At 52.7% G+C, this 25826-nt stretch carries 18 protein-coding genes; 2 read left to right on the top strand and 16 right to left on the bottom strand.

The window, feature by feature from the left end; translation table 11 throughout:
* Positions 1 to 12 precede the first annotated feature (12 nt).
* The 5 genes from fucP to DCC81_RS21590 all read right to left on the bottom strand — a co-directional run bounded on the left by fucP (position 13) and on the right by DCC81_RS21590 (position 6853).
* On the bottom strand, positions 13 to 1359 hold the full coding sequence (gene fucP, locus DCC81_RS21610) for an L-fucose:H+ symporter permease (RefSeq protein ID WP_108688751.1): 1347 nt from the start codon (positions 1357 to 1359) through the stop codon (positions 13 to 15).
* A gap of 38 nt (positions 1360 to 1397) precedes the next feature.
* Positions 1398 to 3170, bottom strand: a complete 1773-nt coding sequence (locus DCC81_RS21605; RefSeq protein WP_108688750.1) for an L-fucose isomerase — start codon at positions 3168 to 3170, stop codon at positions 1398 to 1400.
* A 20-nt stretch (positions 3171 to 3190) separates the two neighbouring features.
* Positions 3191 to 4387 carry a DUF6786 family protein gene (locus DCC81_RS21600; protein ID WP_205686400.1) on the bottom strand — a complete coding sequence of 399 codons (1197 nt, stop codon included), beginning with the start codon at positions 4385 to 4387 and terminating at the stop codon, positions 3191 to 3193.
* Positions 4388 to 4610: 223 nt separating this feature from the next.
* Complete coding sequence (locus tag DCC81_RS21595; protein WP_108688748.1) at positions 4611 to 5768, bottom strand: glycoside hydrolase family 172 protein; 1158 nt, start codon at positions 5766 to 5768, stop codon at positions 4611 to 4613.
* Positions 5769 to 5818: 50 nt separating this feature from the next.
* The gene (locus tag DCC81_RS21590; RefSeq protein WP_240613044.1) at positions 5819 to 6853 is read right to left on the bottom strand and encodes a LacI family DNA-binding transcriptional regulator; all 1035 of its coding nucleotides are present in this window, start codon (positions 6851 to 6853) and stop codon (positions 5819 to 5821) included.
* A 307-nt stretch (positions 6854 to 7160) separates the two neighbouring features.
* On the opposite strand from DCC81_RS21590, the gene DCC81_RS21585 reads away from it, so the two are divergent.
* Positions 7161 to 7622 (top strand): DUF1579 family protein, encoded by a 462-nt coding sequence (locus DCC81_RS21585; protein ID WP_108688747.1) that lies wholly within the window; start codon positions 7161 to 7163, stop codon positions 7620 to 7622.
* A gap of 28 nt (positions 7623 to 7650) precedes the next feature.
* On the opposite strand, the gene DCC81_RS21580 is transcribed toward DCC81_RS21585, so the two are convergent.
* From DCC81_RS21580 to DCC81_RS21575, 3 genes are all read right to left on the bottom strand, one after another.
* The gene (locus DCC81_RS21580; RefSeq protein WP_108688746.1) at positions 7651 to 8157 is read right to left on the bottom strand and encodes a hypothetical protein; all 507 of its coding nucleotides are present in this window, start codon (positions 8155 to 8157) and stop codon (positions 7651 to 7653) included.
* Positions 8158 to 8296: 139 nt separating this feature from the next.
* A complete protein-coding gene (locus DCC81_RS25885) occupies positions 8297 to 8521 on the bottom strand; it encodes a helix-turn-helix domain-containing protein (RefSeq protein ID WP_240613043.1) in 225 nt (74 codons plus the stop codon).
* A 70-nt stretch (positions 8522 to 8591) separates the two neighbouring features.
* Positions 8592 to 9146, bottom strand: coding sequence for a hypothetical protein (locus DCC81_RS21575; protein ID WP_240613042.1), 555 nt, complete (start codon positions 9144 to 9146; stop codon positions 8592 to 8594).
* A gap of 212 nt (positions 9147 to 9358) precedes the next feature.
* On the opposite strand from DCC81_RS21575, the gene DCC81_RS21570 reads away from it, so the two are divergent.
* Positions 9359 to 10747, top strand: a complete 1389-nt coding sequence (locus tag DCC81_RS21570; protein WP_108688745.1) for a hypothetical protein — start codon at positions 9359 to 9361, stop codon at positions 10745 to 10747.
* Here DCC81_RS21570 and DCC81_RS21565 read toward each other — a convergent pair.
* The 8 genes from DCC81_RS21565 to DCC81_RS21530 are packed head-to-tail and all read right to left on the bottom strand — an operon-like array spanning position 10689 to position 25816.
* A complete protein-coding gene (locus tag DCC81_RS21565; protein ID WP_108688744.1) occupies positions 10689 to 11489 on the bottom strand; it encodes a GDSL-type esterase/lipase family protein in 801 nt (266 codons plus the stop codon). The genes DCC81_RS21570 and DCC81_RS21565 overlap by 59 nt on opposite strands.
* A 7-nt stretch (positions 11490 to 11496) precedes the next feature.
* Positions 11497 to 13770, bottom strand: a complete 2274-nt coding sequence (locus DCC81_RS21560) for a GH92 family glycosyl hydrolase (RefSeq protein ID WP_108688743.1) — start codon at positions 13768 to 13770, stop codon at positions 11497 to 11499.
* 9 nt (positions 13771 to 13779) lie between these two features.
* Positions 13780 to 17418, bottom strand: coding sequence for a DOMON domain-containing protein (locus DCC81_RS21555; RefSeq protein WP_205686399.1), 3639 nt, complete (start codon positions 17416 to 17418; stop codon positions 13780 to 13782).
* 1 nt (position 17419) lies between these two features.
* Positions 17420 to 19264, bottom strand: a complete 1845-nt coding sequence (locus tag DCC81_RS21550) for a hypothetical protein (protein WP_133177760.1) — start codon at positions 19262 to 19264, stop codon at positions 17420 to 17422.
* A gap of 1 nt (position 19265) precedes the next feature.
* The gene (locus DCC81_RS21545) at positions 19266 to 21092 is read right to left on the bottom strand and encodes a glycoside hydrolase family 88/105 protein (RefSeq protein WP_108689280.1); all 1827 of its coding nucleotides are present in this window, start codon (positions 21090 to 21092) and stop codon (positions 19266 to 19268) included.
* 32 nt (positions 21093 to 21124) lie between these two features.
* On the bottom strand, positions 21125 to 21955 hold the full coding sequence (locus DCC81_RS21540) for an alpha/beta hydrolase (protein ID WP_108688740.1): 831 nt from the start codon (positions 21953 to 21955) through the stop codon (positions 21125 to 21127).
* Positions 21956 to 21960: 5 nt separating this feature from the next.
* The gene (locus DCC81_RS21535; RefSeq protein ID WP_108688739.1) at positions 21961 to 23958 is read right to left on the bottom strand and encodes an NPCBM/NEW2 domain-containing protein; all 1998 of its coding nucleotides are present in this window, start codon (positions 23956 to 23958) and stop codon (positions 21961 to 21963) included.
* On the bottom strand, positions 23927 to 25816 hold the full coding sequence (locus tag DCC81_RS21530) for a RagB/SusD family nutrient uptake outer membrane protein (RefSeq protein ID WP_108688738.1): 1890 nt from the start codon (positions 25814 to 25816) through the stop codon (positions 23927 to 23929). The genes DCC81_RS21535 and DCC81_RS21530 overlap by 32 nt, the downstream gene beginning before the upstream one ends.
* Positions 25817 to 25826: the final 10 nt, after the last annotated feature.

Here is a 25826-nt window from a genome sequence, read left to right as displayed (position 1 = left end):
TCTTTTATTGGGTTAAAGGACCACCGGCAGTTTGTCGATGGCCATGGGTTGGTGTTTAGACCGGATGCGCGATCCTACTTTTGCATAAAAGCAAATGAAGGCAAAGCAGCAAAGCGGCACCAGGAAAGCGATGCGCATACCGTGTGCATCTGCCAGGGCGCCCATCAACGGCGGGCAGAATGCACCTCCGGCTACGGCCATTACCAGGAAAGATGCCGCACGTTTGGTAAGTGGCCCCATACCACGGATGCCCAGTGCAAAAATGGTAGGGAACATCACCGACATGAAGAAGTAAGTGGAGAATAGTGCAATTACGCTGGTCCATCCCAGTTCTGCTACCACCATACCGGTAAGCACGGTATTGATCAGCGCATATAGCCCCAGCAGTTTTTCAGGCGCCATGAACTTCATGATCCAGGCGCCGGTAAGGCGGCCTATCCAGAACGCGCCCATTCCACCCAGGGCCAGGATGAGGGAGGCTGCCTGCTCTGCATTGTGCGGCATGAACACCTCCCCGAAATAGCCCAGGTGCGCCATCTGGCGGGCTACCACTTCCTGCACGCCGGTCATGGTTTCCGTTACGTAATTGATAAAAAATGAATTGAAGCCTGTCTGTGCCGCTACATACAGGAACTGGGCTACCACCGCCAGTACAAAAGCAGGATGCTTCAGCAATTCCTTCGCAGGTGCATTGGCCGCAATGCCTTCTTCATTGTCTTCCCGGATCACCGGCAGCTTTGTAAAAACAAAGACCAGCGCCACACAGATCACGATAACGCCCACACACATGTAAGGCGGGATGAGTGAACTGAACTTGTTAGCGCCGCCTTTTTGCTCCGCGCCAAAAATGACCAATCCACCAATGAGCGGGCCCAGTATCCATCCCAGGCCATTGAACGACTGCGCAATGTTGATGCGCCGTGCCGCACCACCGGGTGCACCCAGCACGGTGGCATAAGGATTAGCGGCGGTTTCCAGGCAAGAAAGCCCGCAGGCGATCACGAACAAGGCCGTAAGGAAAGGCAGGAAGGCGGCCAGTTTAGCGGCGGGATAAAACAGGAAAGCACCCAGTGCAAAAAGTCCCAGCCCTAAAAGGATACCTTTTTTATATCCATATTTTTTCATGAACAGGCCCGCCGGGGCAGCCATTACCAGGTACCCGATGTAAAGCGAAAACTGCACGAAACCTGATTGCATTTTGGATACATGCAGGGTATTCTGGAAATGTTTGTCCAGCACGTCCAGCAGCCCGTGTGCAAACCCCCACAACAGGAACAAGCTGGCCACCAGGGCGAAAGGCCGCAGGTAGCTGGTGCCGTCTTCACCGCGGAAAAGCGATGGTTGTATCGATCTTTTCATGGCATGAATGATTGATATAATGAAATGGATGAAGAAGTTTATTTGTACAAGGGGCCATATGTATCGCAGGCCCTGTAGTCAGCGCCTTCTGCGGCGGTGGTACCAAAAGAGGCCCATGCCGCCGGCCGGAAGATGCGCTGTTCTTCCACGTTATGCATGTTCACCGGGATACGCAGCAGCGCAGCCAGGGTAATTAATTCATGTCCTACATGGCCATAGCTGATCGCTCCATGGTTAGCGCCCCAGTTAGCCATCACCGTGTATACGTCACGGAAAGCGCCCTGTCCCGTAAGGCGGGGCACAAACCAGGTGGTGGGCCAGGTACGGTCCGTACGCTCATCCAGCGTGCGGTGCACATGATCCGGCAGGTCTACCGTGTGGCCTTCCGCAATCTGCAGCACAGGGCCCAGGCCCTTTACGAGGTTCAGCCGGCACATGGTCACAGGCATACCACCGCGGGTCACGAATTGCGAAGAGTAACCGCCGCCCCGGAAGTAACCATTGTTTGCAGGGTACCAGGTGGTATGCGCCAGGCAGTCTTTCACTTCCGCTTCCTGTATTTCCCAGAACGGTTTCATGACAGGCTGGCCATCCTGTTGCAGACGGCCGGTACCATCCAGTGTGGCCGAGCCGGAATTAATGAGGTGAATGAAGCCGCCCGCGGCCGTGCCATCCGGCTGCCAGCCCGTAACCCGCTGCACGGCATCAGGGCTCCAATAAGTGCGCACGTCTGCAAAGATCTGCGCGGTATGCGTGAGCAGGTAGCCGAACAACATGGACACCCCATTCATCGCATCATTTTCCGTGGCCATCATGTAAGGTGCGCGGATACCGTTCCAGTCAAAAGAAGAATTGAGGATCGCTTCCGGAAAGTCCCCGTTGGGCAGGAAATCCGTCCACTGCCGTTGCCCCTGGAATCCCGCCAGCAGGGCATTGTGGCCCATCGCTTCTTCCCCGAAGCCTTTGGCTTTCAGGGCCGCATTGCCGGTCATCAGGTCGCGGAAAATGAGCGTCATCTTCACTACAGTTTCCCAGTGATCATCCTTCTCCGCGCGGCTGAACTGTTTTTCAACAGGATTGAAATCGCTGCCTTCCTTACAGTTACTGCGCGTCCAGGCGAGTGCTTTTTCAAACTCGTTTTCATCGTAGATCTTTTTTTCAATGCGCCGTAAGATCTCGGAAGTATCCACCCATTCATTGCGCATACCCAGGTAGCGCTGGAAGAAATCACTGTTCACCATGGAGCCGGCAATGCCCATGGACACGGTGCCGATGGCGAGGTAAGACTTGCCACGCATCAATGCCACGGCCATTCCCGCACGGGCAAAGCGCAGCAGCTTATCCGTCACATCCTCAGGGATCGCCTCATCTCCCAGGTCCTGTACATCACGGCCGTAGATGCCAAATGCAGGCAGCCCCATTTGCGCATGCGCGGCCAGCGTAGCCGCGAGGTATACAGCACCCGGTCTTTCCGTTCCGTTGAAGCCCCAGATAGCCTTTGGCCAGTACGGGTGCATGTCCATTGTCTCCATCCCGTAACACCAGCAGGGTGTTACAGACAGGGACACCCCCACGCCGTTGTTTTCAAATTGCCGTGCACAGTCTGCGGCTTCTTTCACGCCACCAATGCAGGTATCACCAATCACGCATTGTACGGGGCTGCCATCCGGGTAGCGTAAGTGTGTGGTGTATAAAGCAGCTACATTCTTTGCCATCTGCATGGTTACGGCTTCCAGGGATTCGCGGACGCCGCCCAATCTGCCATCAATAACCGGTCTGATCCCGATCCGGGGATACTGTGTATTGCTCATATCAATCAGTTGATTTTTTTTTAAAATGCTTGTTGTACCGTTTCCAGTTTTACGCCCAGTACCTGTTGGCTGATCCTGTCTAATCCCGCTACATTACCGGTGAAATGAAATACGCTGTGGCGATGGGTATGCGTGTGGCCGGGCGGCAGGAAGGCCGCGGGCGATACGCTTTCCAATTCATAAAAGGGTCCCATCTGGCTGCCATCGGCCAGCGGGCCATCGTTATAGGCATTCATGGCATCACCGCTGAAAGGCTCCTTACCGGTGCTCCATTCCTGGTTCAGGTAGCGGCCCAGCGGGTCCGTATCAAAAAGGATGATGGTCAGCACCTGGTGGGAGGCATCATAACTGCCGGCCACCGGTTGTACGCGGCTGGGATGTATGCCCAGCTTACCCCGCGACTTACCGTCTGCCTTGAAGAACAGAACCTTGTCATCGTGGTAGCGGATACGGTCCGCAGGTATTTCCCCGAAATAGTCTGTAGTAGCTGGTTTTGGCTTGCCGGCCTTATAAGGTATCACGATGGTGGTAGCGGGTGAAGGATTGAACATGTCCAGCATCCAGATGCAGGGCATGCCGGTAGTGGCCGTCCAGGTTTCTGTGCCAGTGTTGGTCATGCTGTTTTCCGTGTAATAACCTACGGCTTTCACGGAGCTATCGCGTACCAGGTGAAGGGCATTGTCAATGCCGCTGTTATCCAGCAGTTTTACCAGGCGGCGCACAGACAGTGAAAATGCATGACCGGCATAATTGGTCAGCTGCATGCTCTTCTCCATCACCACACTGTCTGCTTTTTGTGCAACCAACTGCCACGCCTCGGTATCAAATGCTTTGGGTGTATGCCAGTTGTCAAATTCCATTTTGGCGCCTTTGGCAAAGAACAGGGAAAAGCGGCCGCCTTCCGGCCCAAGCCAGATGCGGTTTTCGCCGCCATAGCCATTCATATGTGCGTCTTCCGGTCCATCAAACGCCTGATAGTGGATCCAGCCAAAGCTTTGTCCCTGGCTGCCCGCAGCAGTAGAGGTAAAAACTTTCGCCTGGTACCTGGGCGATACGAGCAATTGCGCGTCGCCCTGTTGCAGGACCACCAGGCCGGGATCTTTCTTTTGCAGGAAAAGCAGGTCGTATCCAAAAGTGCCTTTTGTATAACTGGTATCGGTGGCCGCACCGGCTTGTTGTGCGGCATGTGGCTGCTCATGGCAGGAAGTAGTTTCCATAAAAGTGGCAATTAAAAAAACAAGCGCAATTGGTTTCATGATGAATGCTTATGGCGTGGATTGAACAGTACTGCGTGGAGGCCGGGCATACGTTGCCCATGGCATTATCCTGTTTGCCGGGTGCCCGCCGCCCGTGGACGCGGCGGACCTGCTGATAAGTCCTGTCTTATATGCTACTTATATTGCTATCGTACAATGCCGGGGCGGTATGCTGAAAACGTGGCTAGTTGATCTCCAGTTCATCTTTGGAAGGCAGCTTTGGAAACGGCCCGTGTGGCCCCTGCTGGTACCAGAATACGGTGGTGGCAATATCATCCTGCAAGGGCAGGTAACGGCCTTCGGAGCGCCATCCCAGGTCCTGGATGGTTACCTTCAGGCTCTTTTCAAAACGTATCGGATCGGTGATATGCCAGCGGTACAAACCAAAACGCTGTGCTACGTTGTAATGTCCATCGCCCTTGATCACCTGCGGCAATCCCGTATAGGCGTTGGAGTAAGTTGTGTAATTTGATGTTGTAACGCCAGCGTCATTGGTGGTATGTGTATCAAAATCGTACGAGCCGCAGAAATAATCTTCCGTGCCGGTACCGCAAATGGTGGGATATTCCGTATCGCCATCCATATAGAATTTGATCTCTCCTTCTCCCCACCAGCCGTTCTTATGTGAGCCATAAGCCATGTAAGTGCCTACGTATTGGCCTTTGCCCTGTATACTGTCCACCAGCACATAGTTCTGTTTGTAGGGCAATGGATTTACGCGGCGGAACTGTGCGTGGAAATAAGCCGCATCATCCGGCACTTTGGTAAGCAGGTAGTCTACCTGGTAATACAGCACCATGTCATGATCGTCTATATTTTCCATGGTAATGCGGCACTTCTTACGGAATGGCATTGGCCAGTAGCAGTTAAACGCGCTGCCGGGGTTTACGCACACTGCCGCAGATTGCAGGGACGCATATTTATTCCACCCCATGCCAAAGAAGTCGCCTACCGGCACTTCTACAGAGGGCGTAGTTTCATCATCCCAGTAAAAGCGGAAAATAGAAAAGCGCCAGTTACCGGTAGGTGTCATCCAGATATGCTGTATAGAACCGGGGCCGTCTATTTCGGCAACAGTGAAGGTGGTATGTGCCTTGATCACTACGCTGGGGCTTACTTTCCAGCCTTTACCCAGTTCCCGGGATGCATTGGCGCCGGTGCCTGTGGTAGCCATGGCGCCACCGCCTTTCGCCCCATTGAAGTTCTCCGGGCTGATGGAACGGCTCCTGGCATCGGACACACGGAAGAGGTTTTGCATATTGCTTTCTATCCCATTAAACCCTTGCTGGGCAAAAGCGCAGGATGACAACAACAATAACGTGGAAACAAAAAAAGATCTCATGTGGAATTTTTATGGTTAATCGTTTAACAAGCTAATGCAAAAAAAAGGTTTCACCCTGCCTTAAAACCACAACTCTTACGAATGACCAGGTCTGCCCCCACGATAACATCCACCTGCGGGCGGCTCTTTTGTTCCACCCCCTGGATAGCCAGTCTTACGGCCTCGCGACCCATATCCCGGAGCGACTGGCGCACATAACTAACCGGTGCATAAAACAGGTCGAACGCGTCGCTTTCATCGAAGCTGATCACTGCTACATCATCCGGCACTTTTAACCGGAGGGCGTTCAGTTGTTTAAGCCCTTCTATCGCGAGGGAGTTCGTGGCAAAGAACACCGCATCCACTTTACGGTCCGGCTGCAATAAGTGGGAAAGCCCTGTGGCCACCCCTTCCTGCAGGTGCAGGTAAGACGCGCGCTGCGACAAAGCAGCCTGGTACAGCCCGTGGTCTTCCAATGCCTGGCGGTAGCCCCGCTCCCTTTCCTGCATGTGCTCCATCCCGCCATCGTAGGTAAGCATGCCGATCCTTTTCTTACCGGTCCTCAGCAGGTGTGTCACCGCCTTATAGGCTGCCTGGTAGTTATCAATACGCACGGAATTGGCAGGCACGCTTGGAAAATACCGGTCCACCAGCACAAAAGGGATCTTCTTTTTTTTGAGCGCCATCAGCTGGGGCTCCGTACCTGCGGCGGGTGCCAGGATCAGGGCGTCTGCCTGCCGGTTCAGGAAAGTATCAATGAGACCCTGTGATTTTTCCACACTTTCATCGCTGCTGCCAAAGAGCACCGTATAGCCGTACTGTTTAGCCTCGTCTTCAATGATGCGGGCAATATTGGAGAAAAAAGGATTTGAAATATCCGCCACGATGAGGCCCAGCGTATTGGTGCGGCCACTTTGCAGGCTGCGGGCAATCAGGTTGGGACGGTAGTTCAGTTCCTGGGCTACCTTGCGGATCTGCTGCGCCATTTCAGGGCCTACGCGGCCTTCTTTCTCATTCAGCACATAGGACACCAGGGCGATTGATACGCCTACCCTTTCCGCGATGTCTTTCATTGACACTTTTCTCTCCATGCCTTCAAAGATCATGTTAAACGTTTAACAAACAAAACATTTTCCGTTTTTTTTTGAAAAAAAATGTTCGGGTGGCGGTTAATTTTGGGGGAAGGGCGGTAGTGCGAGTAAATAATAAAGACCCGCGCGTATTGGGCTTCTACTGTGTTTGTAAACAAATCCTATCACCGACCAGGCTGCCGCGGGCACGGCATTCCAGCTACCGCCAGTGACACTTAAAGACTATTTCCGGCAACCAGCCTATTGACCGGCAATCTTCATCAATTAATAGTGCGAACTTTGGAACGGGCAAAATTCAAAACAATACAAGCAAAAAAATAGGATGGAAAGTTCAAAACACGAAGCAGCAATACCCAATCCGGCACTCCAGCCTTTTGAGGCCTTAATTGGAGAATGGGCAACCGTGGGCACACATCCATATCTTCCTGGGATTACGTTTCACGGACGCACGTCATTCCAGTGGATGGAGGGAGGTGCTTTTGTAATAATGCATTCCGAAATTGATGAAGAAGGCATTCCCAGCGGCATCGCAATTTTCGGTAGTGACGATGCCACCGGGGAATATTTTATGCTTTACTTTGACGAACGGAAAGTTTCAAGAAAAATTGATGTTTCATTCAGCGGCAATACATTGAAATGGTGGAGAAATACGCCTACCTTCTCACAACGGTTCACCTGGATAATTGCTGATGACGGGAACACGATCACCAGCAAGGGAGAATTATCCAAGGACAACAAGGAGTGGGAAAACGATCTGGAACTAACGTTCAACCGTTTAAAATAAGAGTGCTCCTCACCCACGGGACAGCCATTTACCCTCCATTATTTCCCGGCAGCCCCCTATTAACACCCCTTTGTTTCCTGAACTGATAAACAGACCCTATCACGAACAGCACCAGGATAGCAAGCAACGTACGCCCTATTACAGGATCACTGATATCCTTTGCCAGCGGATGCCCAACCGGAATACGGGTAAATGTTTCATTCACCGTGGGCAGCATGGACAGGAAAAAACTGAACGACAAAAAAAAGTTCTCAAAATAACGGGCCCGGATATTTCCCTGCTTACGGGAATGAAGAAAATAAGCGGCTGTTATTAAAATGATGATAAGTAGCGACAGCACATGCCCCGGGTTAAAACCGCCGTGCTTAGAGATCCCCAGCGCGGTGAATGAAGTAACAAGCGTGCAGTAGAAGTAGATCTTGCCGTAAAGCTGGCTTAAATTAATTTTACCATACCGTACAAATGCTACCAATGCAGCAATAACGGCAGCAATACCAACAGCTGTATGAAAGATCCCCAAATTTGATAGTCCCATAACTTTTAGTTTAAATTATCCCGTCACAATTGACAGCACAAAATTATTGGGAGTGGTCGTTAGGGACTTTGTAAATTGGCCCAGCTTTTTGGCAATTTGGTTCAACCGCCATTTTCCGGGCGCTACCGGCGTTGTAAGGTTATCTCGACTTTAAACGGTAATTGGAGGGAGTAACATTGTATTTGTCGCGGAAACTCTTTGTAAAATTTGCCAGGTCGTTAAACCCGCAATCAAGGGCTATGTCTGTAATGCGGTTATCAGAAGCCTGGAGCAGCTCCGCAGCTTTTTCGAGCCTTTTGGCCTTAATATAGTTGGCCGGGGAATCATTGTACAATTTCGTAAACTCCCTTTTAAAAGAGGACACACTCAAATTGGTTTTACGTGCCAGTTCTTCTATACTGACCTGTAAAAATAAATGCGCTTCGATTATTTGCTTAAAGGTATAGGTGACTGGTGAAAAAAGCTGGGACAGGATTGCCTGCACGGCTTCCGCATTGCGCGTTTTGTGACAGCAGGAGGATGATCTCTTTCAATTTTAAGATCAGGATGTCATCATTTACCAGAGACGGGTTCTCAAAATAAAACAGGAGGCCTTCAATATACTTTTGTATTAAAAAGTCGTTGTTTATTTTCCCTGCCGACACGCCAGGCATCGCGTTCCTGGGCTGCTGAAGGAGCTGCGGCAGCTCCCGTTCGTATACTTTTTTTAATATATCCGGGTAAAACGTAACGATCACAATTTCACCATTACCGCCCGCCTTTGCACTGTTTATTTGTTTACCGGAGTTGATGCAATTCAGGAATAATGAATAGTTGACCGGAATATCCATACGCGTATCCTCAGACTGGTACTCCATTTCTCCTTCCCGCATGTACAGAAAGCAGGCTTGTGCTGCCACAGGAAAAGCATATTCAAAAGGCGGTTTTAATACGATTTTTTGAATGAATGATTTTCCGAACAAATCAATTTTTTTATAGTCGATCACCATTCCCGAAATTTATAGCATTTATCCAAAACATTGCCAGGTGCGGTCCCAAATACCGGACGGGGCCTGAATATCAATATTCAGTACCGCCAAAAACGCAGTAAATTTAACGCGCTAAAATTTCCGGAACGGGAGAAATTGTTGTAATATCCCGTAAAATTCCACTTAGACCACTTATCAACCATTTGCAATCGCGCTAACACTTTCAGGCAACCATGGATGAAATAAAGGACAGACGATATACCAGGGAAATAACCAGCGAATATGCAACCCGCTTTATATCCTGGGGCCCGCCGGAGACTTGGGACCTGGACCAGTTCAAGACCTTGGAGAACATGATCCTGGAATCCACCAATGTCATGGTGAATGCCAACACACTCAAAAGATTTTTCCAGCAACGCACCGGCAACCCGCAACTGGCCACCCGGGACGCACTGTGCCGTTTCCTGGGTTATGCCGGTTATACAGACTTTGTACGCAAAAAAACAAGGATAGAAGATGCCGCCAATGCCGCCTCCGTGCAGCGTTTAGAGGAAGACGTGCATGAAACGGCATCCGCTCTTTCCGCGCCGCCTCCCGTTCATACTACGCCTGCACACACACCGGCACCTGTTGCAGCTCCCGCAAGAACACAGCGTTCCGGCCGGGCCTACATTTACCTGCTCAGCGCCGCGCTGCTTATCGTGTGCGGCTATCTCTTGTACATCCTGAAGATCAAGGATCTTTATACGGACTACCTGCTATCTAAAATTGAATTTTCCGTTTCAGATCCCAAGGGTGCTAACCCGCTCACGGTTACTTTTTCTTACAGCATCCCTTCTCCCCTGCTCAAAGACATGAAGCTGGTGTACGAAGAAGCAAATGGCGACACGGCTGAAAAGCTGCTCACCCACAATGAAGGAAAAGTAAATGCCACCTACATTTACGAAGGCGATGGCTTCTGCTACCTGCGGTATAAGGACCGTACCATCAAGACCATCACGGTGGAAAACCGTCGCCTGGGCTGGTCTATCCACACCCGCAATGAACGGAAAGGCATCTTCAGGACCGTGCCCATTGGCCAGGCTTTTCATAAAGAAGGGTATCTCAGCCTCCCGCTGGACAGTGTAGTGCCGGAGGCAAGACCGGGGCACCTGTTTGTGAGCTACATCTATTACAAGGAAAAACTGGTGGACGGAGATAATTTTATGTTTGAAGCCAGGGTGCGCAACGCCCCGCAGGACTTTGCCATTCCCCGCTCCGATGTAATGATGTACATGCTATCTGATACCGGCATGCACGGTTTTGCATTGAACGAAGCGGGGTATGCCTATATCAAATTTATCAGCGGGGAAAAAAGCATTAAGGGAGACGAGTACAACCTGAGCAAGTTTAATTTTGACGCCTCCCAATGGCATGTAATGGGCATCCGGGTGGAGAACAAACATTCCTCCTTTTATCTCGATGGAGAAAAGATCTTCCAGATCGCCTACACCAAACCCATTGGCACCGCCAATGAGCTCATCCTGCGTTTTAAGGGATGCGGCGCGGTGGATTATGTAAAGGTCAATCAGCTAAACGGCCAGGTGATCTACGAGCAGAATTTCGATACCAAACTGCCATAACGGCCTGCAAATTATCCGCCCAGAACTTCGCTAATTTTTCCGCGCCCTCCGGATTGGGATGCAGGTAAAATACGCCTGCATGGCCCTGCTCCGGTGTAAGATACCGGGTAGCATGCTGCTCGAAAAATGCATACGCGTTGCGGTCTCCTTTGAAAATATAGCGTGAATGGGTCCTTACCAGGCTATCCAGTTCCGGTGTGTAGGATTGCAGGCGTTGCAGGCCTTCCGCCAGGTACCTGGCCCCGTTGTAAGTATTAGGACTGTACCAGGTAGGCCGGTGCAGTACAAAGATGCTGCCGGGATAGCGCCGGTGCAAGCTGTCTATTATCTGCTGCAGGTTTTCCCGGTATTGTGCTGGCGATACGGGCGCACCGGTGGGCCCTTCTATGGCGCTATCATTAGTGCCCAGCGTGATGGAAAAGACCAGGCCAGTGGTTTTGTTGTAAAGCGTATCTGCTGCCTGCAATACTTTTGGGAAAAGCTTTTGCATGGAAGGCAGGAAATCCACCGTGGTACTGCCACTGTGGCCACAGTTGGCATAGCGGATCGTGCAGCCCTTCTCCCGCAGGAGCTTCACCACATGGAAGGGAGGACATTGCAATGCCGGTGTGGGCAACGTAGCACCATACGTAATGCTGTTGCCAATAAATACAATGTTATAAGCCGGGGCCTTTTGTGCCCCGGCAGTGAAACTGGCGCCTGTAGCTATCACAAGCAACGCAGCGGTTTTCAATAAGTTCATATCGCTGTTATTCTTTTTGCATGGAAGGGGGCAACGCCGCACCGTCAAAATTGCCAGGCTTCGGTCCCATCGTAAATTCCAGGCTGGCGCCATCCAGCACCTCCTGGTGGGTAATGTACAATTTATGATAGTCGTTCCCATTCAGCTTCACCGACTGGATATAAATATTCTTATCACTTAAGCCCGTGGCCTTCATCGTAAATACTTTGTCTTTTATTTTGATGGCGGCTTCCGTCACCATAGGCTCTCCAAAAACATAGACGCCGGATGCAGGGTTTACCGGGTAAATACCCATGGCGCTAAACACATACCAGGCGGACATCTGGCCGCAATCATCATTACCGGAAAGGCCGTCCGGCTGGTCGGTGTAAAGGGTACTCATGATCTGGTGCAGCTTCTCCTGCGTTTTCCAGGGTTTACCAATGTAGTTATACAGGTAAGCAATGTGATGACTGGGTTCATTGCCATGTGCATACTGGCCTATCAACCCGCTGATATCTACCGGCATATCATTTCCCTGCGGCTTTGCAACCATTCCAAACAAGGTATCCAGCGCCTGTTCAAAGTTTTGATTTCCGCCGTGTAAATTAATCAATCCGGGTATATCATGCGGTACAAAGAATGAATACTGCCATGCATTACCTTCCACCCAATCACTTTGCCCATAGGAAGCAAACAAGGGATCAAAAGGGCGGCGGAACTTACCGGTGCTGGAAAACCCGTTCATTAATTTATAGTCCCTGTCAAAATAGGTTTTGTAAGACATGGCCCTTTTCATGAAATAATCGTAATCATCATTCCTCCCCAAATCCTTTGCCATCCGGGCAATGCACCAGTCGTCATAGCAGTATTCCAGCGCGGTGGATACGGATTTGTTATACCGGTCAAAAGGAATATAACCAAACTGCTTCAGCTCTTTCACGCCAGATCCATCCTGCATGGCGGAATGTTTCATGGCTTCATAAGCCTTGTTCACGTCATAATTCCGGATGCCCTTAAAGTACGCATCCACGATGACCGGCACGGAATGATAGCCGATCATGCAATTGGTTTCACTGGACCACAGCGGCCATACGGGTAGCAGGCCGGTTTGATCGTACTGGGCCAGCATGGACTGGATGATGTCATTCACCTTCCCGGGCTCCAGGATGGTAAGCAGCGGGTTCATGGCGCGGAAAGTATCCCACAGTGAAAGGGCGGTGTAGTTGCTGAACCCTTCCGCCTTGTGGATGTGCCCGTCAAATCCGGGGTATTGCTTATTCACGTCGTTGAATAGATACGGTGTAATGAGGCTGTGATAAAGCGCGGTGTAAAAGATGGTCTTTGTTTTATCAGGCGCGGTGATGTTGATCTTCTTCAACTCGTGTTCCCATTTCAACTGGGCCTGCGTAAGGGTTTCATTGAAATCCCAGGCTGGTATTTCAGTAGAAAGGTTTTCCAATGCATTCTCCACGCTCACCGGTGAGATGCCCACCTTTACCAGCACCATTTCACTTTTTGCGGTGGCAAAATTCAGTACGGCTTTCACATTCCTGCCGCTGGCCTGCTGCTCCCCCACTGCGTGATCATCCACGGAAACCGAAGCGCTGAAAGGCTTTGAGACTTTAATAGCATAAAACACATGCTGGTCTACCCAGTACTTTTCACCTGGCTCCCCCCAGCCCCTGGTGTGGCGCTCACCGGTGATGGTGCAACTGTCTGCCACCTTCAGGGACGTAAGCAACACGGAGTCTGTTGCGTAGTGGTGCGAAAGATCCAGCACAATATGTGACTCCCTGCTGGCAGGAAAAGTATAACGGTGAAAGCCGCAACGGGGCGATGCCGTGAGCTCCGCCATAATATCATAGTCCTGCAACTTCACCTTGTAATAACCGGGTGAAGCCACCTCTTCATCGTGGGAGAACCGGGAGCGGTAACCCTCTGCAGGCCTTGTTTTGGTGCCTTCATCCAGTTTGATCTTACCTACCGTGGGCATGATCATCACATCCAGCAGGTCCGAGCGGCCGGTACCCGACAAGTGGGTGTGGGAGAAACCGATGATGGAGCTATCGGAGTAATGATAACCGGCGCACCAGTCCCACCCATCCAGGCCGGTGTCCGGGCTTACCTGCACCATGCCCGATGGATAAGCGGCGCCCGGGAACGTATGCCCATGGCCGCCTGTGCCAATGAAGGGGTTTACAAAACCCAGCACCTCCACGTGCCCATGCTCACTACTGTCTGTTGCGCCACATCCCATCATGAAGGGAATGGCTAAAAGCAATGCAAAATATCTGGCCATGTTTCTAGGTTATTTTTCTACACCAAATTCCACTTCGTTAGCCCAGTGCTCTTTCCAGTCGGGATGGAAGGCACGGGCATTCAACTTGGATACGCTGCGGTCGCGGGCCAGCTCCATGCAGGCTGCCGGGGCGCCGTCGTCATTGACCCTTACGGAAAATTTCACCTTGCCGCCTTTGTCTATTACGCGCTTCACATCCGGGATCTCTGACCACGGGATGGCGCATTCCGTAAAGAGGGTATTGCCTTTGCGCACGGTCACCAGCTTGCCATCTTTCACCGGCCCATCGTAGGGCGATTTAGGCTGTCGCGGGAAAAAGTGTTTGCGGGGCATGCCCGGCACCAGCAGGCGCCAGATCTCAAACCCGCCACCATACTCACTGGCAACGGTATTCAGGGCATATTCATAGTCACTGCATTTGTAACCGGTGTAGCGCGGCATGGTGCCTTTGGGGAAGGCTTCCATCCCGTCTTCTCCGATGGGGATCACGTTAAACGCGATCAGTATGTTATCAAACCGCTCGCCCGTAGAGCCATCCGGCAGGGTACCGGTTTTACGGTAAGAGAATTTCCGCACGCCTTTGGGCCACACCATTGTCACCAGGTCGTCCTGCGAAACCGGCGCGCAGTGCACATTTGCGGCCAGGGAGGATGCTGCACCGGGCAGATAAAAACCTGCCTTGCCATACACACCGGTCCAGTTGCCACGGGTATCAAAGTCTTTGCTTACCATGGCGGCACCGGTCTTCGCATTACCTGCATCCATCACCTTGTCGGACCGGTCAAAGAAAATTCCTGCCAGCTTCGTGGTGTTCCTCCAGCCATCCCAGCTGGTGGCGGAGCAGCGGATGCGCAGCTTGCCGGCCAGGTCCAGGTTCAGGTACGTACCGTTCCAGCAGTTTTCAATATTGGTGCTGAGTAATTCTTTGCCGCTCTCCCGGTCATACACTACCACGGATACATTGCGCTGGTTCACGCCAGGGAAATACAAAGCCGTGCGGGTGTATTTGTCCAGCGGCAGGTCTATGTCCATGCCGATGGAACGCGTGGTGGCGGTATTCTCAAAGTAATTCAGCGCGCGGCCACCACCGGGCAGTTGCAGGGCTCCTGTATCCGCAGCACTGGCCGGTTGCTTTACCAGCACAGATTGCATGGCATACAGGGATTGCATATAGGAAGTATCGGGATAAAAGTATTGGTCATCATCCCGCGTTGCAAAGCGGGGCGCGCCTTTGTTCGGCGTTTTATCTGCCACCCTGGCGCCAAAATAAAAATACTGGTCGTCATAGGCCGTGTAAGTATTCGCGAGGCCATCGGCAGTAGTATCAAAATTTTCGTAGGGGTGCCATGCAGCTTCTGTTATGGATATACTGGCCTTGCCGGTGCCTTTGATCGTTTCCGGAATGCAGCCTGCCCAGTCGCTCAGGTCTCCATCTACCCGGATAGTCTTTTTAGCAATGTAATTCACATGCATGTTTTCCCGGTGCGCGGCAAAGCCATCGCTGCCTGCATCAAAATAAGCCTGCAGGGGGTAGTTATTTTCCTTGTTTGCCTCGCCCCCCTTTACCTGCACCTGGATGGTCCTGGTTTCGTGGGGTTTCAACGCCACTGTTTCCGGGTAGGCCAGCTGCAGTCCACCCAGGGATACCTGCAGTTTCCCTTTCACAGGGCGGTTCAGGATGTTGGTCAACTGCAGTTCCATGGTTGGTTTGGTGGCAATGGGCGCTGTAAGGTCTTTGGGGATGATCTCCAGCGGCTCATAACCTTCTATGCGCGCATTGTTCACGGCGGCCACCAGTTTATTGAATGCGCTGGCCGTTCCATTTACCCGCAGGAAATAACCCTGGTAGTTCAATGGAATGGTGAACACCCCGTTTTGCGGGGGGATGCTGTTACCATAAAAATCATACAGCAGGAAAGCAGGATCTGCTTTCACGATCATCTTTCCATCTGTAATGGGATGATATTCGGCCAGCTCGGTGGTAATGACTTTGCGCGCGGCTTCATCTGTAGCGGTGTCCAGGCGTGCATACAGCTGCTGGCGCTTCTTTGCTTCGGTGATACTGCGCACATTGCGGAACAGGATGCGCGCGGGGCCAAAGGCATCTCCGAGATCGCCGGTTACTACAATGCTGCCATCCTCCTTGTTGTTATTATAACCATCAAAGAGCATCACCCAGGGCAGGCCGTTGGTGAACAGCAGGCGGTTAAACGCCCGGTCACCAATGAAGCTTTGCGTGGCGCCCATGGCCGCCGCGGTGGACCAGGTGTTGTGCAGTTTGGGCACGGTTTCCAGGCCATAAGGTGTGTGGATGGTCATGGTTTGCGCGGAGCGGTGCGGATCGCCGGAGTACATGTAACCGCCGTATACGCCCATGGAGCGGTCGTAGCCCGCGGAGCGGTTGGCCGCCACTACCGGGCCTATGCGATCGTCGGTATTGCCTACCCAGCTTTCTGTATCCCAGATCTTTACCCTGCCTTTATAGTCCTTCCGCTTGTTCCACTCAGGATACAGCACCGGCGATTCCATGCCCTGGTAGTGGATAGACAGGAAATCAAAAATGGGCAGGATGTCCTGGGTGCCATCGGCAAAGAATTTATCCAATGCGTTGGAGTTGGAATCGCCACCGCCTACCAGCACGTCCCTTCCCTCCTTGCGCGCTTCCAGCACGGCTTCCGCCATCTTGGTATAGATCTCGCGGTAGCGCAGCATGTCTGCCTGCCAGCCGGAAATGGAAGATCCTTCCCAGGGCTCATTCCAGAGGCAAAGCGATGTAACCGGGCCATTGGGCCATCCAAAGTCCATGCACAATTCCTTTACGTATTTTTTAAAGTCTTCATCCATGTCCGGCATCCACGCCAGGTCCTGTTTAGTGCGCAGGAATTTGCCACTGCTATCCAGGTGGGGCCGGCTAATCCCCAATGGCATGGACTGGGCCGTTTGCCCTTCGCCAAACATGAGCATCACCGTAATGTTGTTATCCTTGAAGTTCTTCATCAGGCGCTTCAGCTCCTGCCGGTAGGCCTGGTAGTTTGGATTGGTAGTGGCCATGTAAGGCACGCCATAGCGGATGGACTGTACGCCCATGCGCTGCAGGAAGTCCACCCCCAGGTAGTCCAGTGATTGCCTGGGATACTGCATCTTCACCGGTGAGGGCTTCATGCTCAGCACAAAGCTGGTGCCCAGCCGGCGCCCGTTCTTACCCAGGTCGAACACCACTGCGTAGCCCCCGTATGCTTTAATATCATCAACGCTCAGGGAAGTATTCGTATACCCGTTAGGGTTAATGTCCAGTTTCACAGGTACTACTTTTTCGTAATCCAGCTTTACCATCTGGGGCAGCCAGATATCGTTGGGAATGCCCCGGGTGCCGTAGCGGATCACGTATATTTTAGCATCTGCATGAATGGGCTGGTTGGTATTGTTCACCAGCTGGAACTGCAGGCGTACAGGGTCTCCCGGCCAGAACACGTTTGCCGGCGCGGAGGATGAAATGAGGTTTACATCGTAATCGTAACTTCTCAGGCCATTCTTCAGGCCCAATACCTGCTCATAGCCCAGCCAGTCCTGAGGCTCTTTCATCTGGCCCATGGCGGCCTGCATCACAAAAAGACAAATGGTTCCCAATAATAAAGGTCTTATTCGCATATTATTTCACATCGGTTTCAAAATCGTTTTTAATACGGAATGCTTCCGCAGGCTGCTGCAGCGCCTTTACGGCCATTCCCCTGCGCGACAAGCGGAGGTATTTTCCATCGTTGACCGCAACTATACTGTCACGGCCAGCCGGGCTATCAGGGGTTAACACATGGAGTGAAAGGCCGATCACGGCTGCTTTCATGGCAGCAAGGTCAAACACTTTTCCAGGGCCGGCATAAACCACGTAGTCTGCCCATTTCCTGTTTCCATCGCCCCCCGTTTCCCAATGCCCCTGCAGGCCATCCCAATTGCAATACGGCACCTGTATACGCATCTGCAGGGAACCGGCGGTAAACAACAGTTCATTGTTGTCAGTGGAGGAAATGGTGAATGCCGCTGCGCCGGTATTGCCCCCGGTCTCCAGCCGCAAACGCAAGTCTGTAGCGGGAAGCATGGCGTGCTTTATTGGGTCTATGTTAGGATGTTTGTCCCCTCCATCAGTAGCTATGTTCAGGATAGACAAGAGCGAAGAGGAATCCTGCACGCTTTTAATGCATGCGGCAGACAGGTCGTACCCATCATGCAGGAAGCGCAAACGCAGGTAGGACGGCTGTTCTGGCGTGCCCCAATGCACCATCAGCGGCCGGCATTGGTTCCAGAGAAATCCCTGGTTTGCGGAGGCAAGGGCGTATTGGGGATGCACATATAGCTTGCCTGTTACATCCCTTGCGCCCAGCGTGGTATCAGCATACACCACCCGGTTTGGTACCTGCAACCTGCCGGCTACGAAGGTATCCACGCGCACGCCGGGCAAGGATTGTTGCACAAAGGCGGGAACAAGACCTGCCGGGATCTCATGCGGCACCAGTACGCTGGGCTGGCGGGGATAATCGCCCGGCAGGTTGATCCTGCCTTGGGATGCATAGAAAAATAACTGCTTCAACGCCGGTGTCAGCAGGTCATTGTAAGCCCGCAGGTAAGGGCCACACCATTGCCCGGAGGGCTGATGAAAATGCCGGGCTATCACCTGCCAGCACAGTGTATACAGTTCATCCACCAGCTGCTTGTCTGCCTGGTTGATGATCACCTGTTTCATGCGCAGCACTTCGTCCATGGCCACCACGGTGTAGGTAGGACTGTTGTATTCCGTAAAGCCTTTGTTTGCTTTCGTGTATTGATAAAAATAGGCCAGCTTATGTTTGCCGTAAGCGCTGATGTCTGGCTGGTCATACAGCGCACCCACGACGTAGCAAACGTAAGTACCCATGATACAGATATTGGTGTAATCTGCCTTTACGTCCCGCTTCATGATGGCATGGGCCGCCAGGATAAGGGCATCTTTGATTTGCGCCTGCAATGCCTTGTCCAGGTGGGCGTTTGCATTGCGTGCAATATCTATCAGTGACACCGACATAAAATCCGCCCAGTTATAGTCCACCGGCGCTTTACGGCCCGGCAGCGGATCTTCGGGGTAATAAGGCCACACCCCGCAGAAAGCCCGTTGGGGATCTTTTTCCTGCAGGGGTAAGATCGCCCTGATGATATCAATGCCCCGCTGCCTGGATGCAACATCTTCCGTATGCAGCAAAGCGGCGGCATACTGAATGGAAGCCCGCGTGTCATGCACGCGCACCCCACTGTCCAGGTCACTGTGATAGTGCTTTTCCTTCGTCACGGTCCAGGTCATCTTCTTTTCCGCATCATAGTGTGCATCGCTTTCCACCAGCTCCTGTTTCAGCAGAGTAATGGCTGCTTTGCTTAAGGGGCGGGACTTTGCCAGGATATCACTTTGCTGTGCACAGGCTATGACAGACAACCCGCATAGCACCGCCAGCAACAACTGTCTTTTTCCCATCTTACTGTTTTTTCTGCTGGTCCAACATTTTCTGCACTTCCATCCCGGCAAAGATCACGGCAAAGGAACCATGCGTATCGTCATCATAAAAAGGCCGGTGCATGTAATAGTTCACATCTTCTGAGCACATGGTGCCTACACATATTTTGTGTACGGTGCCATCATCGTCAATTTCAGACGCCGTGGCCTTCCAGCCCTTCTCCACTACCGGGGTAAACTTCTTTTTATCCAGCCATCCCATTCTTACTCCCCTGGCCATGGCCATGGTAAAGATGGCCGTGCCGGATACTTCCACCGGTGAATCATCCCGGTTGATCACGTTGTGCCAGAACCCTTCCGGGCTTTGGTAGCGCACCAGGGAACTGGAAAAATCGCGGTACAGTGCCAGGATGGCCTTGTACCTGGGATGTTCCGGCGGTAGTGCCATCAGCACTTCCGTCATAGCCCAGATGGCCCATCCATTGGCCCTGGACCAGTAAGGCAGCTTCACCTGGGGGCGGCTGGAATAATGGGCATGCATGAACAGGCGTGCGTCCTTATCCCATACCTGTTTTGTAAAGTCCAGCAACTGGTTTGCGGCATCGTCCAGGAACCATTTCCGCTGCGCTGCATCATTGGCATAAAGGCCTGCCTGCACCAGGAAAGGAATGCCCATGAACATATCATCCACCCAAACGGTGTACACCTCCGGCGTGGTACGGGCATAGTTAGTATAGCCCGGGCTCCGGAGCTGGCCGGTCTTTGCATAGTCCATCATCCTGGCAATGTAATCCCGGTACACCGCTTCATTCCTGAAACCTTTCTCTTTGCGCAGGCGGTAGATGAGCGGCAGGGAGGGCGCCAGGGTGAAGTCCAGCAGTTTCGAGTTGATCACCATGGCATTGGCCGCATTATAGGCCCGCAGCTTATTCACCTGGTAGTCTACGAATGGAATGCCTTCCATCTGGAAGTCGCAGAAGTGAGTAGCCCATTGATCGTATTTTTTTTCACCGGTCATTTCTCCCAGCTGCTGCATGGCCCAGGCCACGCCCCCGTTGTGGTAGTTCCACTGATAGGTGGTGCCCCAGGGGCGTGCGTTTATCACATCCCCCAGCACATCTGTTTTAGGAATGGTCCAGGTCACGGCCCCGGTAAGCCCGGGGTACATGTACCCAAAGCGAAATTCCTTTTCGGGCGCGTGTACCCCGTCAATGCCGGGTGCAAAGGGGCCTGCCAGCAACCAGTTGCTCACTGCGGCCACGCTGGTATCCACATTGCGCGTGTGTTGCAGGCCCAGCTCCGGGTATTCCCTGGCCACGGCCAGCACCGCATCCTGTTCACTGGGTGGCTGCAGGAACACGCACCATGCTTTGCCACTGGTGGCGGACTTTACCAGCAGGTCATTACTCCCCTGGTGCAGCGGCACGCGGAAGGAGCCCGGCAGCGCCATGCTTCTTTCATCCCGCTCAATGGCAATATCCGGGTGACCGCTTTTTTCATACACCAGCTGTCCATTGCACCATACCTTGCAGGCATCGTTGTGCGCTATTTCAATGGTCAGCGTGGTATCCCTTGCTACCGTAAGCTGGGTAAAAGCATAAGCCACCGCGGGTTTCCCGGTGCCAAAATTTTTTCCAAAATCTACAAAGCATAGCCCGTTAAAGCGGGGGTTCCGTGCTGGTACCACCAGCCGGTAGGCAAAGGGGGTTTCCCTGATCAGCTTATCGCCTATCTTTTTTATTTCCGCCACCGGCTGCAGGTTTCCGTTTCCTGACTGTGCCCGGGCACTGCCGGCCAGTGCCACGCTCATTAGTAAAGCGCTTACATATTTCTTCAATACTACTATCATGTACCATCTGTCATTTACGCCGTATATCCGTGTCAGTGAGCCCACGACAAGGTTTGCAGCCATTTCTTCAATTCCGCCGTCCATTCGGGTTTGTAACGATAATCATTCAGCGCCCAGCCATGTCCCCCGGTGGGGTAAATGTGCAGTGACACCGGCACTTTCTTTTCATGCAGCGCTTCGTAATAACGGATGCTGTTGAGCGATGATACCGTTTTATCATCATCACTCACTGCTATAAAAGCAGGCGGGGTTTGTTCCGTTACCTGTTGTTCATTGGAATATTCCTTTACCAGCGCTGCGCCAGGAGCCTCTCCCAGCAAGGATTTACGGGAACCTTCGTGGGTAAGCCCTTCTTCCATGGAGATCACCGGGTACAGCAGGACCTGGAAGGCAGGCCGCTCTTCCCCGCTCAAATGGGTGCTGGCCGTAGCGGCCAGGTGGCCACCGGCAGAGGAGCCCATGATGCCCACTTTGTTTTTATCAATATGCCACTGGTCTGCATGCTCCCGCACCAGCTGCAGTGCACGCCGGGCGTCCGCCAGCGGCACACCCGCACGGCCCTTGGGCAGGCGGTATTTCAATACGATCAGTGCAATGCCCTGTTCATTAAAGAAGGACGCAAAATTGGTCCCTTCTTTTTCCAATGCCAGGTAAGCATAGCCTCCGCCGGGGCAGGCAATTACGGCTACGCCGTTGCTTTTTTCCGGGATAAATACCTGGAGCTTTGCATCCGCATAGTCTTCCGTGCCGGCTTTTTCCGGCCATAGCGGCAGGTCCAGGTGCTGCTGGGCCCGCGCGGGTTTCACACATAAGCTCATTAACAATAACATGATAATGGCGCTGAAATGGATGTTGCTTTTCATGTTTCCTATTTTGCCGGTTTCATTTTTAAAAACACTACGCCATGGGCCGGCACCGTTGCCGCATATTGGCCGTTCTGTACACCCAGGTCCTGCTGCCGCCAGAGATCGCGCAGTTGCTGCGGACCGTTTAACTGCACGTCATTCCAATGCAGGGTAATGGATTGCGCATCGTCCGCCAGGTTAAACAGGCCTACGGCCAATGTCCCGTCCTGCAAGGGTTTGGACCATATTTCCGTTTTCTTTTCACGGTTGCCCAGGATGCGTTTGCCTTGTATGCCGGCGGGGTCCTGGTCTACCGCGATCACTTCCCTGTTCGTGAGCAGGCTGAGGGTAAACGGATCCACCTGCTTCAGGTCACATCCTACCAGCAAGGGTGCTGCCAGGATGCTCCAAAGCGTTACGTGGGTGTATTGTTCATCCGGTGAAAGGTGAGTGGCGTGGAGGTCCTTGCCCCACCCAACTTTTCCCAGCACCAGCATATCCGGGTCGTTCCAGCTTCCGGGCCGGGCATAGGGTTGCCATTTGTCCTGCAGGAAACCAATGGTGGTCATACTGCACCAGGAGTCGTGGATATCGCCGGTGGTGCGCCACGCATTGGTAAGGTTGCGCCAGTCTTCCGCCAGCTCAAAAGGCGCTGCGTTGGAAATGCTGTACACCACATCCCTGCCGCATTGCGCCAGCAAATATTGAAGTTCCGCGGTGTGGGCAATGTCATTGGTCACCCAGTCATATTTTACATAATCAAAGCCCCAGCTGGCCCACTGCTGCACGTCATTTTTCACCAGGGAGAAAGCGCCGTACCGGCGCGATGCGTTGATCACTTTCCCTTCCCTGGTATCCGCACTACCGCCAGTGTAGCCGGCATACGTTTGCACCCAGGGCGATGAATAGATGCCGATCTTCAGGCCCTTGCCATGCACATAGTCTACCAGCGCCTTCATATCTGGAAATTTCTCATTGGGCATAATGGCATTGTACGTTCCACCCCGATGGCCCTGCCATCCGTCGTCAATGTTGATGTAGCTGTAGCCATATTGTGTTAACCCGAGGTTCACCATGGCGTCGGCCATATCGCGGATCTTCTGGTCATCCACGCTGGCGCCAAACACGTTCCAGCTGTTCCATCCCATGGGTGGAGTGAGCGCTATGGTACGGCCGATCCTGATCATGAGTTGCTGCGTAGCACTCCCATAGCGGTTTTGCGCCACCAGAGCCACCTTATAATCTCCGTCCTTTACTGCGCTGCCGGTAATGATGCCGGTATTGCTGTCCAGTTTCAAACCTTCGGGAAGGCCGGTAGCGGTTACGGTAAGCGGCCTTTCGCCGGAAACGGGCACCGTAAAAAGAAAGGGATGCCCGGCATGCGCACCATATACATAAGGTGGGTTAATAACCGGGCTTTTCCCCGCAACCGGTGTAGTGATGTATTCCTTTTCCCGCGTGCGCTTTACAGACACGGGGGCTGCACCATTCACTTCAAAGCTGGCGTCTACCCAGTCTGCCCGGTCGCCGGAAATACCGTCGCCGGTATGGTCCACATAAAGTAGCAGGGAATGAATACCTTTCGTAGCAACCGCCACCGGTTTTGCTTTGTCCCTGCCATGCATCACGCCACTGCGCCACAACACCTTCCCATCGCCTATCACCATAAATTCCGCGCTGGCCTGTTTCAGTTCATGTTCCGGCGGGGAATCATCCAGGCCTACCTTTGCGTTGAACGCCGTGGTTTTCCCATCCAGGCGGATCCTGAAAAAACTTTCTGCATGTGTGCCAACACCCCTGCTGAACGCTTCTCCCGCGATCAACAAGGGTGTTTTCCACATAGACTGGTTTGCCAATGCCTTTCCTGCCGACTGGTCCACGTTTGACAGATCCAGTTCATCCAGCCACACCACGTGTTTAGCGGGCTTAAAGGCGGCGGATAGCAGCAGTACAGGCAGCAGCAGGGCTGCAGCCCTGCTTTGCCATTTATTAATAACCCTTATTCTGCGCACAATTAACATTCCGGTCTATTTCTGTTTGTACAATGGGAAGCGCATACTGGTCATCTGTGTTCCAGGTGATGGCGCCTGCCCTGCTTTTCTCATATACTTTTGCTTCATTGGGCCCCAGAGACCACCTTCTTACATTGAACCACCATTTTGCTTCGCCAAATGTTTCGGCCCAGGTTTCATAGTACAGCGCATTGAGCGACAGTGCATCTGTGAAAGAAGGATCCGCCGTGTTAGGATGCAGTTGCGCCTTGGTGATCCTGGATCCGTCTGTAATGGTGGTGTAGTCTACATCCTGGCCGGCAGCATCCGGGCGGTTCCATGCCCTGCGGTGCACGCGGTTGATATAGTCCAGCGCATTTGCATCTGCGTTGTTACCGCTTATTTTCCAGTAGCATTCCGCCAGGTTCAGGTACACTTCCGGCAGGCGGGTAAAGTAGAAGTCGGCCCCATGCATGCGCGGGTTCTGGCTGGCCTGCATATCATACAGGTTGAACTTGCGGAGGCTCCAGCCATGCTTGATCACATCTGCGGGTTGCTGGGCATTCAGCTGGTATTCTGTTTCTGTACCAGCGCCATAAGGCAGGATGGCTGCCCTGGTGGTATTGTTCATTACAGAATCTACCCAGGGCTGGTAAGCGCTTACCCACAAACGTGGATCGGGGTCCGTTGCATAACGCTTCAGGTTTTTCATGTGTGTGCAGGAATCCACGTAAGCCGTAGCCACTGTGCGGGCGGGCGTGCCCAGGCCTTGCATGGTGGGGTAATAGTTTTGCGGGAAACCAAAGCGGCCCAGGTTACGGTCGTGCATAAACATGTTGCCGTAGCCTGGTGTAGCTCCACCTGGTGCACCATTGTCAAAGAAAGGAGTAAAGAGCAGGCTTACGGCAGACGCGGTAGAAGGGCCGGCCATGGCGTTATCACCTGATCTTACAATGGTGATCTGGTGCAGGGCTTCCGTGTTGTTATTTTCGGTATAGGAATATTGCGGATTACCATTCCACATGTTGTAATAATCAGGGAAGCTCATTAAAGACTTGCCGGAATTGTGCACAATATCCAGGAACAGGTCCCGCGCTTCCATCCAGCGTTCTTCATACATCAGCGCACGGCCCAGCAGGGCTTCCGCTGCATAATAATCAATGCGGCCTTTGTCTGCACCGGTCCAGGTCTTCTTACCGCCATTGGGGTCTGTAAGCTGTGCCATGGAGGCTTTCAGGTCAGCAATGATGTAATCCCAGCACTGCTTCACGGTGCTGCGGGCGCGCATTTCGTCTGCACGGTCGCCTATCTTAATATCTGAAGTAAAGAGGATCACACCGGGGGCGGTATTGTCTCCATTACCTTTCACCACCACATCCTGTGCGTATAAATTCATCAGGAAGAAATAATGCCAGGCGCGCAGGTAATAAGCCTCGCCCAGCTTATAGCGCAGGGCCAGTGTGTCTGCGGCAGACAGGCCACTCCCCTTTTTCTGGCGGTAGTTGGGCACTATCTGGTCTATAAAGGTCCTGGCCTGCTGTACACCGCGGTACAGGCCTCTCCACGGGGTACCGGAATAACTGTTGGCCGCGGTGACATGCAGCACCTGCAGTTCATTCCACTCGCTGGTACCCAGCCAGGCTACATCGCCCGTGTGGTCCAGGTTATAAAAAAAGCGGCCCAGGTCAGAGAAGCCAAACAGCTCCACGCTGTGGATATTGGCATAGGGTGAATTAAGGAAGTAGTCCACCTGCGCCATATTCTCCGGGAAAATGTCCGGGTTCAATACGTTGTAAGGCTTTGACTCATCTACAAAATTCTTGCTGCACCCAAAGAGCAATGCGCTCAAACCCAGGATGGCAGACAGTTTTATTATGTGGCGTTTCATTGATCGTAAT

It is taken from the genome of Chitinophaga parva, from assembly GCF_003071345.1.
In the GTDB taxonomy this organism is placed as follows: Bacteria; Bacteroidota; Bacteroidia; order Chitinophagales; family Chitinophagaceae; genus Chitinophaga; species Chitinophaga parva.
The sequence above is the reverse complement of the archived record's forward strand: the minus strand, read 5'-3'. Positions and strand labels throughout refer to the sequence as shown.